Source organism: Acetobacterium sp. (assembly GCF_039830195.1).
GTDB lineage: Bacteria > Bacillota > Clostridia > Eubacteriales > Eubacteriaceae > Acetobacterium.
On sequence record NZ_JBDODG010000042.1, the window covers coordinates 1 to 10,850 of the forward strand.

Genomic DNA, 10,850 nt, shown 5'->3' on the forward strand with positions numbered 1-10,850 from the left:
CGGTGGTGTGGGAGGTCGGCTGATCAATTAATGGTCAGCCTCCTACCCGATTGTAGATTAAGAAATAAATACATCTTTATCGGATTAAATAGCGACATTAAACTGGACAGTTGTTTTATTGTCATGTAAAATGATTTTATAAACCATAAAGAGAAGGTGCCCTGAATGTTTAGTATTGCAATCTGTGATGATCAGCGTGGAATCTGTTCGGAAATTGAAAGTATTATTTTAGAGTATAAAAAATCAACCCGGCTGGAAATGCAAATCGAAGTGTTTTATTCGGCAGAAAAACTTGGTATTTATATGGAACATGAACATAATTTTGATTTAATCTTTCTGGATATAGAAATGAAGGGTGTAAATGGTCTTGATCTGGGCCGGAAAATTCGCGAAGAAATGGATAACCAGGTCACCCAGATTGTCTATGTTTCGGGTAAAGATAGCTACTTTAAAGATTTGTTTGAGGTTCGGCCAATGCATTTTCTGTCAAAACCGGTGGAGCCGGATAAGGTAATCAAAGACATTGAACTGGCCATGAAATTAGCAAACCGTTTAGGCGGCATTTTCAGCTTCAAAAAAGGATCGGAGACACATAAGCTTCCCATCAAAAACATTATCTATTTTCAGAGTGTCAACCGAGAAATCAAAATTGTGACCACGACCGGGGAAGAATTATTTTATGGCAAACTCCAGGAGGTGTTTCGTCAAGTCGCTAAATACCGGTTTATTAACATTCACAAATCGTATATCATCAATTATGAACAGGTAGCGAATTTTAAGTATGACGAGGTTCTGATGTCGAATTCGGACTGTCTGCCAATTAGTCAGTTAAAACGAAAAGAAGTTAGAGGACTGCAGATGAAATACGAACAAGAGAGGTTTCTTTAATGGCGCTAAGCACCTATGAGATGGTATATTTGATAACCAATATTTTTGGAACATATATCGTTTATAAATTTATGCATATTTTCTTTGAGACCAAAGAAGCCAATCATAAGATAGAATTCTTATCCTATGCGGGATATTACATATTTATAGCACTGGTATATTTGATGATCAATATACCAGTTGTTACGATGTTCGGTAATATCCTTGCTTATTTAGGGTTGTCATTTAACTACAAAGCTGGGATTAAGCGGCGTATTTTGTCGGTATTGATGATTTATTTGATTTTGATGTGTACTGAAGTGATTGTTGCATTGCTTTCTGGTTATTTTCATTTCCCGTTGATGTCAACTAACAATTATTCATCTGAATATGGGCTCGTCATAGTTCAAATTATTTCATACTTAGTCGTTCGTGTCCTAAACAATTATGAGAATATCAGGCAAGGAGAAATAATCCCGATTGCCAATTGGATCGCGATTATTATAATCCCGATTTCATCCTTATATATCATTTTAACCTTATTTCAAGCAATGGGTTTGTTCTGGGAGCAGGTTCTGCTTGGAGTGGTGCTCATACTACTCATTAATTTTACAACCTTCTATCTATATGATGTCATCTCAGCTTCCATGGTCGATAAAATGGATAAAATTTTGCTTGGACAGCAAAATAAATACTACCAAAAACAATTCGAACTTATGGAGTCATCCTTAAAAACAACGAAGGCAATGCGGCATGATCTGCGAAATCACTTATCGGTTATCTATGCATTGCTTGAAAAAGAGGAAAGAGGAGCTGCTTTAAAGCATTTAGCAAAGATGACTGATGTTTATGACGATAAGAAACAATACGCGTGCACCGAAAACATCGATATTGACAGTATTTTAAATTTTAAAATTCAGGCAGCAGAGCAACAAAATATAAAAATTGTACTAGATTTGAGTATTCCCGAAAAAATGGACATTCCATCATTTGATTTGGCGATAATTTTGGGGAACTTACTGGATAACGCAATTGAGGCAGTTGCTGAGTTGGAAAAAGAAAGACAGATAAAAACAAAAATAAGCTATGCTAGAGGACGCTTAATTATTCTGGTGGAGAATCCTTATCAGGGTGAACGTGTAAAAGTCGGGAATCGTTATCTAACAACAAATAAAGAGCCAAGCCAGCATGGTTTAGGCCTGGAAAATATAAAAAGTGTATTACAAAAATACGATGGGACGATGGAGATTACCCAGCAGAAAGAGGTCTTCTCAGTTTCCCTGCTGTTGTTTGTATAGATCGTTGTTGCGAGCATACTTTTAATAAGATTGCTTGTTTTTTATTTGAGTAAAAAAATCTTAGTTCACTACAAAAAAATATATTAATTTCAACATAATCTCGCACAAGTGAAAATATATGGTAGATTTAGGACATAAAAGATAAAAAGAGGAGGTTGCTTTGAAAAATCTATTATTAAAGTGCTATCGGGTGATTGCAATTATGGCGTTGATGGTAACAACGTTAAATGTCAATACGGCTTGTTTTTTTATTATGCACCAGCCCAAATTACCTGAGGGTGCAGAAAAACTCAAAAAGTTTAAATGAAAAGCGCAATGACGAGGAGAATTACAGATATCCTTATTAGCAATGAAATCATCATAGCAAAGAACAGAAATTTGTATACCTATGGTTTACAGCAAGGACTGTTGATGATCCTCAATGTTGCTACGATTCTGGGAATCGGGATTGTGTTCAATATGGTTTGGGAAAGTATTATCTTCCTTTTAACATTTGTACCACTTCGTTCCAACGCCGGTGGCTATCATGCAAAAACACAGTTAAGATGTTATTTGTATTCAGTTGCAATGATTACGGTGACTTTGGTAGGTATTAAGATTGTACCTTGGACAGGGGTTATTTGTTTGTCGTTGACAGTAGTTGCAGGAACGATTATCTTTTTCCTTGCGCCAGTGGAGGCTGTAAATAAACCGTTAGGACAAGTCGAAAAAGCTGTGTATAAAAAAAGAACACGTGTCTCTTTGGGTTTGTTTGTATTTTTGGTTATGCTATTTTGTTATATTGGTCAATTAGCGATTTCAGTTTGTATAATGATGGGGAACGTTGTGGTTGGTATTGTGCTTGTATTGGGAAGAGTTAAGTTATCACAACACATGGTCGTTTTTACACACTAATTTAGACTTGACATTCTTGATTAGAACAAAAATTTAAAATTATTATAAAAATTATGTGAGGAAAATAGTAGTGATAATAATTATTTTGGTTATATTGATTATACTGGCAAATGACTTAGGTGGATATATATATGGAGTCAAGAAAATCGATTTAGCAGAAGAATACTCGCGTAAGTATAATAATATAAAAAAATACCCCACAAGTAGTTCATTAGAAAGTCAATTGTTCAAAATGAAAAGTTCATATAAAACAAAAACCCATGAGTTGTTAAAAAATATGGCACTTTTATATGTTTTCTTAGGTTTGTTTACGATCGGATATAGCACCCTCTTTGAGACAAAAATTAGGACTAGCATCCTTCCCGATATTTTTATTAAATCACTAACAGGCACTATGAGCTTTCTTTTAAGTGTTTGGGGATGGTTGCCAATATTTATTTTGTACTTGCTTATTCGAAAAGCATTAGGAATAGATGAGAAGAAAGATGCTAAATTAGAAATAGAAAAAGACTGTATTAACGAAGCGTTAATAAGAAGAAAATCTGAAGAATGTTCTAATCAAACAAAATTGTAATGCCGGGGGTTAATGGTGCGCTGGTAGAAGCTGTTAGAAATATTTTGAGGTAAAGCATGGAAAAATTATTAAAAAGCCATAAGGTCAGATTGCTTATTCTTGCAACGGCAATTTCTTTGCTTGCAGGGGTATTCACAATAAAAGAGGGAAACGTTGAACATGTTTTGTATTTTGATTTCCTGGTGCTTTCATTACGCTGCATAGGCATATTTCCGAATTTCCTGCTGGTGTGGGAATTAATCCATTGCAGTTCGTAGCAAATGTAGGTGTAATCTGGCTAATTCTGTTTTATTTGCCTAAGATATTTCGCAAGTTGGTGTTGATGGTACGAAAAAAGAAAGATGACGTTTGATACTAACGATAGATTGTTTTTTTGAAAAAGTGAAAAACAGACGCTTTGCGTGGAATAATAAAAAACCTGAGCAATTTATTAGCTAACATGTATCGTACACATTTATGTTCAATTATGACAAAGACCACTGTATTATTCAGGGGGAAAACCCTTTTATGAGAAGTGTTTAAAAGTTGGGGATCGATATCTCACAACACGCAAAGAAAAAGCGTACATGATCTACGCCTAGAGAACGGAAAAAAAGCTTTAGAAAAATATGACGGGTCGATGGAGATTGAAGATGCGGGAAATGTTTTTTCAGTTCAGCACCTGAGGTTCATATAAAATGAGTTAGAGGTATGTAATGTCTCAAGATAAGAACAAGGAAGTATTTAATTACGATAAAATTTCCCAAAAGTATTCAAAACTTTTTAGAAATCCGAAATATGAAGTTTATGATTTAGAAAAATTTGTATTTTTAATTGAAATAAAAGTTGTACATAATGAAGAGTTAAAACCCAAAATATTTGATCCATTAGAAACTATCTTGTACATAGTGATGGTTTTTATTATTGCATCTACAGTTTTACTATTATGTAGTCAAGACGCATTTTTTTGTGTTTTAGTGATGGCTGTGTTTACTTATATCGCTTTATTTTTTATGGTAAATATTTTAAGAACTAAGTCAATTAATCAAATGACAGAATATTCAAAGGCTAAAAAGAAGTACTTAATCATAAAGAAATGCATTGAAAATGAAATTGTGAGACGCAAAGACAATGATATGAAAAATACTTATGAAGATATGTTAGATTTAATTTAGTCGTTAGTAAAAAAATTCAAAGGAGCCAGTAACATGAGATTCTTAATAGAAAAAATTCCCGAAAATAATGATTTTGATCCTGAGAATGAGGGTTATCATGCCATTAATGAGCCGAGCTTTTTAAAACTTTGCTTGATGACTATTCCGGTTATTCTCATTTCCATGTTTATCATTGGACTAATGTTAAAGATCCGGTTAGGAGCGGATTATCATTTGAATATGACAAACAGTTGGCGAGACGTTTTTTTGTTCGTAGTTTTGATCCCAATTCATGAAATGCTGCATGTAATACTTTATCCGGATCGGATTTTGTTTACAGAATTTATTGGTGGTTATAAAGGGTCGATTTATCGATCATTTTTTGGAGATATAAAAAAGGAAAGGCTGTTATTACTGCTGATATTTCCGGTCATTATTTTAACGGTTATACCCGTTCTATTTTTAATGATCTCAAATATAAATTATCCACTTTTGTCAAAAATTGCCCTGATGAACATGGTACTATCGAGTATGGATGTTCTGTCATTTTATGGGATTTTAAGAAAAATTCCGGCGAATGCGAAAATTCGAAATAAAGACTATCGTTCATACTGGAGATTTTAATCGCGGAGGTGCTTGAAAATGAAAAAACAATATTATCTCGATTTAGGACTATTAATCATTATCCTGGGATTATCCGTGTACTTAATGTTTAGAGTTGAGAATCCCGTTTATACCATAATTTTGATTAGCTTTGCCGTCATATTCTCCTATATCAATTTGAGATTTAGAATCATCTTTAAATATCCGTATGAAGGGAAGCTAAGTATTGGCAATTATTTGGGGTATTTTGAAATTCTGTTGGGAAAGTTGTTGTACATCATTGGCCTATTAAATCTAACAATTACGAATTCTGATAAGCAGCATAATTTTATCATCTACGGTTTTATTCCTGTTATCTGGTATCTATCGATGTTCCGCAATACGGCTTATATCTGTAATAATAACTTAATCTACAATTTTTCAAGGGTTATTGATATCCAGGACATTGATCGGTACGAGATGAAGAAAAAAACGTTGGATACATATTCTCTAGTTGTCCATATGAAAAACAAAGAAGTGCTGAAGCTGGGTCTGAATGATTTTAATTATCATAAATTTCAATTGCAATTGAATAACTGAATGATAAAGAAATTTCAAAAAAGAAAGGTCATTATTGTGCGGATATTAAAAAAATCTACCCATAGCTGGTGATAGCATTAGAGATGGGTTATATTAGTATCATCTTAAAAGTGAAAAATCTGATAAAATATGGATCTTATGATTCAAACTTTAATTCCCCCTCTTTTGAACATGTCATATTTAGACTAATGGAGAAATCATGCTGTTAAAAATATTACTTAAGAATTTTCGCAGTAGTCTAAAAGACTATTTGCTATTTTTCATTCATCAGAGCCTCATGGTCGTTATTTTTTTTGTGATGACATTCTTTTTCCGAATTGCCTTCAAGGTGAGCGAGATGGATGATGTTAGCTCCCTCGCTTCTTTTATTTATACTGCCGTTGTAATTGTCGTAATCATTACACTGGTATCAACCAATATGAATTTGCGAAATTATTTAATGATTCGAAATAAAGATTATGATTTTTTAGCGATCTTAGGTATCCGTCCGCAAATGCTATATTTACTCTTATGCGTTGAATTTGCAATGGGAAGTCTACTGGCAATTCTGGTTGGACTTCTGGGCGGAAGCTTTTGTGTGCTGGGAATTGCTGATTTACTCGGTAAGTCAGGCTTTCAAAATGATATTTTAATGGTCTCAATTTGGAATTATCTTAATAGCAGTTTCATATTTATTGTGATAGTCGGGATCTGCATGATCGTAAATTGCAGATGTTTTAGTCGCCCAGGCAAAAAAACAAACTCTGAAAGTGCGATGGAATGGGAATCATACAAGGCTTATGATTTGCCCTTCTTATTAATCGGAGGTCTGCTTGTAATTGGGATTCTGGTTAACTTGTGGTTTTATTACAGTGTGCTTAATAGCCTCATTTCGATGATGCTTTTGGTAGGGAGTGCTTGTCTAATTGTTTTTTCAGGTAGTCGGTTTATTTTCAAAAAAATGAGAAAAAATAAAAAATGGTATTATCAAAATTTGTTAACCAGTAATCGCATGATGTATCAATTTAATAAGAATAAAAAACTCTTGTTTACAATATTTAGTCTAAATTTTCTGATATTCTATTTAATGGGGAGCATCACCGCCTCATATGGAACCTTAATCAACGCTGAAGATCAAGAAAGTTATCCTTACGATGCTGTTGCGATATCAGAACTTAAGATGGATGAGAATAGAATTAATCAATCAGGGATAACAGCGTTTGAGACGATCCCAATTCTGCCGGTATATGACTCGAATGACAATAGAGAGCCTCATTATTGGGGGATATCGCTTAATAGCTATTTCAAATTAACGGGTAAAGAGGAAGCACTGGGTGGAAATGAGATTATTTTAATATCGCAGCAAGAGGATGTTCAAAATGGCGTGACAGCCGCTGCGACAACGGCAATGAAGCGAGCCCTAACGATAGCGGGGAGTAGCAGCAATTATCAGATCCAGAAGTATTTTCAAGAAATAATCTTCGGCAAAATATCAAATAAGAATTTAAACAACATCATTGTTTTTAGTGATGAAGAATTTCAACAGCAATATTCTGATGCCAATAATGAAATGACACTCTTTCTCGGGAAAATATCTATGAATTTTGACAAAACGGCATTTGATCAGAGTAATTTGTTAGTGACGGTGTACAAACAAGATATGTTGCAACAAATTAAAAATGAAAATCAAATAATGTTCCTCATTTTTATCTTATTAGGTTTGATCATGATGATTCAATTGGGAAGTTCGCTTTATTTTCGCTTTTTTACCGATAGAAATCAGTTTTTAGCGGATGCAAGATTTCTGAAACAGCTTGGTATGACCGACAAAGGAATAAAAAAAATATATACTAAAGAGACCGCTATGCTGATATTTTTACCGATTGTGACTTCTTTTTTATGGAGTGGGTTTTTCTTTTGTGCTGAAATGAAATTTCAAAATGTCGCTTTTTTAGAAAACAGTGGTTTATTTATGGCCTTTGGCATCAGCTATTTTCTGATTGAATTGGCATTTTATAAAATATTAGAAAGGCAGCTTGTTTCGCATGTGAGTTATGGTTGAGAAAAAATGGATATTTTGCAAATATGCAGTCTGAAAAAAAAGTACCGGAAAAAAATATCAAAAGGGACAGTGGTCGAAACAGTGGCAATTGATGATCTTAACTTTAAGATTGAAAGCGGTTCATTTATTAGTATTATGGGAAAATCGGGTTGTGGAAAAACAACGTTGTTAAAATTAATTGGTGGTCTCGATACGCCAACAGAAGGCGAAATACTATACAAGGGCAAGCCATTGACGAAATTAAGTCATGATCAGCTGGCTCAGTATCGCCGTGAACAAATTGGATTTGTTTTTCAGGACTATAATTTGATGGATAGTCTGACAATAAAAGAAAATATAATGCTGCCAATGTTATTGGACAATAAAAAGCTGAAAGAAATTGAAGAAAGTGTGATGTATTATGCCCAGCGCTTTGGGATCAGAAAGCACTTAAATAAATACCCAGGGGAATTATCAGGAGGTGAACAGCAACGAGCCTCTATTTGTCGCGCCTTATCAAATAACCCGAAATTGATTTTGGCTGATGAACCAACCGGAAATCTGGACTCGCAATCATCAAAAGAAGTGGTGAGGTGTCTTAAAGAAATGAATCAGGAATTGGGAAAAACGGTAGCTCTGGTTACCCATGATCCCTATATCGCCAGCTTTGCGGATGAGGTAATTTTATTAAAAGATGGTATAATAGAAAGATGCCTCGTTAATCATATGGAAAAGGATCAGTTCTTTAAAATACTGACTAAACATCTTAATGCATTTTGAGTAAATATTCTGTGCGATTTTTAGTGCCAATTCAATAGATTGCTGCATTTCGAGAACCGCTAATTAAAGTTTTAGAAAAGGGGGGCTTGTCTTGAACTCATTGAAAAAATCAAGCCATTTAAACCATATCTGATCATAATCATTCTTGTCATTTACATTGCAGTTATTGGCAATGGAAAGATCATTGCGTCTGAAAACCAATCGTTTTTTTATGCGGGGTTCATCAGACTCATTGTCGGTTTGTTAGTTGGTGTTTTTTTGTATATATTCAATTTAGATGATTTAAGATTGACTTTGAAAACTAATGTGCATGATTTAATTATTGCGATATTCTTGATCTTGTTTTATTACGCTCGTTATATCTCAATACTTGGCTTTTATGTAAATATTACAATTTCAATACCATATTTATTAGTTAGCTCACCAGTTATAGTATATGTTTTTCCAGTAGTAGCAGGATATTATTTCTCAAAAGGATTCGTTTCAACCAAAAATAATAGCGATGTGGGTAACTGAAATCTTATAGTTAATGTAGTTAAGTTGGATCTGTAAGGAGAATGGTGAAAACATGAAAAGAAAGTACGATATCGATTTAACCTTGTTAATTATGATGATGATATTATTCATTGCTACGGCAACAAAGATAGCTTATCATGGTTACGTAGTCGCCTTTACTGCTTTTTTGATTTTTTCAATTTATGAAAACATAAAATTTAAGATAGTTCTTGAATATCCTATGAAGGGCGTCAAAGTATTTTTGAAATAGCAATATTTATAATGGTTTTGACTGGAGAAATTACATTCATTATAAGCCTGGTAAACGTAGTCTATGTCAATCCAAATGAGAATTTGGATATAGATTGTATATGGCTTGTTAATATTGCTAATAAACACATGCATATTTACGACCACTTCTTACATCCAATCGGATCATCTAATCTATCATTTTAATAAACCGATAAAACTTGAATTTATTTCAGGATATGAAGTGAGAGAAAAAGCACTTGATACCTATTATTGTAACATCTACCTGAAGAGTGACAAGATCCTTTCTTTAAGGTTAAGCGAAAGCAGTTACCTGAAATTAGAACATTAATGCTAAAAATCATTGCTACAAAATGTAATACGAAATAACACAGGTATTTTTGCCATGTCGTGTGGATTCGTGCTTGATCTTATTGGATCTGGAAGTAGAAAGAGGAACTGAAATTGTCACATTACAAATCAATGATAAAAATTGCCATAACGCCCTGTCTTATTTTAGGCCTTGTTATTTTTAGGGACTATTTTATAAGATATCAGGCAGCTAACCTGCAATTTAATTTATTATGGTATCGCGTTTTGTTTGACTTATTTCTTTACATTTCAACAGGAATATTGCTGGCCGGCTTGTACGAGCGCTTTAAGAAAATTCGGGCGCTGAGAATGACAAAGGTTGTTTTGTCAGGTAATATTTTAATGTTGATGCTGTTTTGCGGAGTAAGTTATTTTGGCGTTCTATATTTTGCCAGCATCAAAGAATTTTTTGTTTTTGATTTTATTTTGATGGGCTATTACGCTTATTTATTGATTGATAGTTTAAGAAAAGAGGACTTGACATGAATAAAAAGATGATAAAAGTTGGTTTAATGATCGGCTACCTGTGTTTTTTTGTAGTGATGGATTTTTGGGTCATATCCATCCAGAACAGCTTTAATCCGCTGGAACTGAGGAGCGATATTTTTCATTACAGTCGTTTTTGGGGGATGATGCTGATTAATTTTTTGAAATGGTATGTTCTTGGTTTTTTGCTGCACTTTATGAGTAAGAGCGGAAAGCTGCGATTTAAAGTTGACCTCATTTATCTTGCTATTGCACTTATATGTGCAGCGATATATTTTATGATAAATTTTTGCATCCTTGTTCCGTTACCAATGATTTATAGCGGAAAATTTATGACGCAATTAATTTGCCTGATTCCGATTTTATCTGGCTTTTTTATGTTTGAAGGCGTGCTTGCCGTAAAAGAAATTGAAAACAGTTGACTTGGATTATCGGATAAAACACCTGATCAAAAAATAATATATGCACACAAGACCCTCCGGCTCTGGCGTTTGCCGGAG

Annotated in this window: 13 protein-coding genes; all 13 read left to right on the forward strand. The window is 33.8% G+C overall.

Features of this window, described 5'->3' with window-relative positions; all coding sequences use genetic code 11:
* Nucleotides 1–165 precede the first annotated feature (165 nt).
* Nucleotides 166–888 carry a LytTR family DNA-binding domain-containing protein gene (locus ABGU93_RS13210; protein WP_347413910.1) on the forward strand — a complete coding sequence of 241 codons (723 nt, stop codon included), beginning with the start codon at nucleotides 166–168 and terminating at the stop codon, nucleotides 886–888.
* Nucleotides 888–2,165 (forward strand): ATP-binding protein, encoded by a 1,278-nt coding sequence (locus tag ABGU93_RS13215; RefSeq protein WP_347413911.1) that lies wholly within the window; start codon nucleotides 888–890, stop codon nucleotides 2,163–2,165. Before ABGU93_RS13210 ends, ABGU93_RS13215 begins: the two co-directional genes overlap by 1 nt.
* Nucleotides 2,166–2,325: 160 nt before the next feature.
* Nucleotides 2,326–2,472, forward strand: a complete 147-nt coding sequence (locus tag ABGU93_RS13220) for a cyclic lactone autoinducer peptide (protein ID WP_347413912.1) — start codon at nucleotides 2,326–2,328, stop codon at nucleotides 2,470–2,472.
* Nucleotides 2,469–3,059, forward strand: coding sequence for an accessory gene regulator B family protein (locus ABGU93_RS13225; RefSeq protein WP_347413913.1), 591 nt, complete (start codon nucleotides 2,469–2,471; stop codon nucleotides 3,057–3,059). The genes ABGU93_RS13220 and ABGU93_RS13225 overlap by 4 nt, the downstream gene beginning before the upstream one ends.
* 70 nt (nucleotides 3,060–3,129) lie before the next feature.
* Nucleotides 3,130–3,633, forward strand: a complete 504-nt coding sequence (locus tag ABGU93_RS13230; RefSeq protein ID WP_347413914.1) for a hypothetical protein — start codon at nucleotides 3,130–3,132, stop codon at nucleotides 3,631–3,633.
* Between the two features lie 56 nt (nucleotides 3,634–3,689).
* Complete coding sequence (locus ABGU93_RS13235) at nucleotides 3,690–3,890, forward strand: hypothetical protein (protein WP_347413915.1); 201 nt, start codon at nucleotides 3,690–3,692, stop codon at nucleotides 3,888–3,890.
* A gap of 438 nt (nucleotides 3,891–4,328) precedes the next feature.
* Entirely contained in the window at nucleotides 4,329–4,787 is a 459-nt protein-coding gene (locus tag ABGU93_RS13240) for a hypothetical protein (protein WP_347413916.1), read from the forward strand.
* A gap of 33 nt (nucleotides 4,788–4,820) precedes the next feature.
* On the forward strand, nucleotides 4,821–5,390 hold the full coding sequence (locus ABGU93_RS13245; RefSeq protein ID WP_347413917.1) for a DUF3267 domain-containing protein: 570 nt from the start codon (nucleotides 4,821–4,823) through the stop codon (nucleotides 5,388–5,390).
* Nucleotides 5,391–6,285: 895 nt separating this feature from the next.
* A complete protein-coding gene (locus ABGU93_RS13250) occupies nucleotides 6,286–7,989 on the forward strand; it encodes a hypothetical protein (protein WP_347413918.1) in 1,704 nt (567 codons plus the stop codon).
* Between the two features lie 6 nt (nucleotides 7,990–7,995).
* Complete coding sequence (locus ABGU93_RS13255) at nucleotides 7,996–8,748, forward strand: ABC transporter ATP-binding protein (RefSeq protein WP_347413919.1); 753 nt, start codon at nucleotides 7,996–7,998, stop codon at nucleotides 8,746–8,748.
* 568 nt (nucleotides 8,749–9,316) lie between these two features.
* Nucleotides 9,317–9,514, forward strand: coding sequence for a hypothetical protein (locus ABGU93_RS13260; RefSeq protein WP_347413920.1), 198 nt, complete (start codon nucleotides 9,317–9,319; stop codon nucleotides 9,512–9,514).
* Between the two features lie 443 nt (nucleotides 9,515–9,957).
* Nucleotides 9,958–10,350: a hypothetical protein gene (locus tag ABGU93_RS13265; RefSeq protein WP_347413921.1), complete on the forward strand. Its 393-nt coding sequence runs from the start codon at nucleotides 9,958–9,960 to the stop codon at nucleotides 10,348–10,350.
* Nucleotides 10,347–10,772 carry a hypothetical protein gene (locus tag ABGU93_RS13270; protein WP_347413922.1) on the forward strand — a complete coding sequence of 142 codons (426 nt, stop codon included), beginning with the start codon at nucleotides 10,347–10,349 and terminating at the stop codon, nucleotides 10,770–10,772. The genes ABGU93_RS13265 and ABGU93_RS13270 overlap by 4 nt, the downstream gene beginning before the upstream one ends.
* Nucleotides 10,773–10,850 lie beyond the last annotated feature (78 nt).

Excerpts from the sequence above, each read along its gene's own strand:
- ABGU93_RS13210 (WP_347413910.1), top strand. The coding sequence starts at position 166 with ATGTTTAGTATTGCAATCTGTGATGATCAGCGTGGAATCTGTTCGGAA.
- ABGU93_RS13215 (WP_347413911.1), top strand. The coding sequence starts at position 888 with ATGGCGCTAAGCACCTATGAGATGGTATATTTGATAACCAATATTTTT.
- ABGU93_RS13225 (WP_347413913.1), top strand. The coding sequence starts at position 2,469 with ATGAAAAGCGCAATGACGAGGAGAATTACAGATATCCTTATTAGCAAT.
- ABGU93_RS13235 (WP_347413915.1), top strand. The coding sequence starts at position 3,690 with ATGGAAAAATTATTAAAAAGCCATAAGGTCAGATTGCTTATTCTTGCA.
- ABGU93_RS13240 (WP_347413916.1), top strand. The coding sequence starts at position 4,329 with ATGTCTCAAGATAAGAACAAGGAAGTATTTAATTACGATAAAATTTCC.
- ABGU93_RS13245 (WP_347413917.1), top strand. The coding sequence starts at position 4,821 with ATGAGATTCTTAATAGAAAAAATTCCCGAAAATAATGATTTTGATCCT.
- ABGU93_RS13250 (WP_347413918.1), top strand. The coding sequence starts at position 6,286 with ATGGATGATGTTAGCTCCCTCGCTTCTTTTATTTATACTGCCGTTGTA.
- ABGU93_RS13255 (WP_347413919.1), top strand. The coding sequence starts at position 7,996 with ATGGATATTTTGCAAATATGCAGTCTGAAAAAAAAGTACCGGAAAAAA.
- ABGU93_RS13260 (WP_347413920.1), top strand. The coding sequence starts at position 9,317 with ATGAAAAGAAAGTACGATATCGATTTAACCTTGTTAATTATGATGATG.
- ABGU93_RS13270 (WP_347413922.1), top strand. The coding sequence starts at position 10,347 with ATGAATAAAAAGATGATAAAAGTTGGTTTAATGATCGGCTACCTGTGT.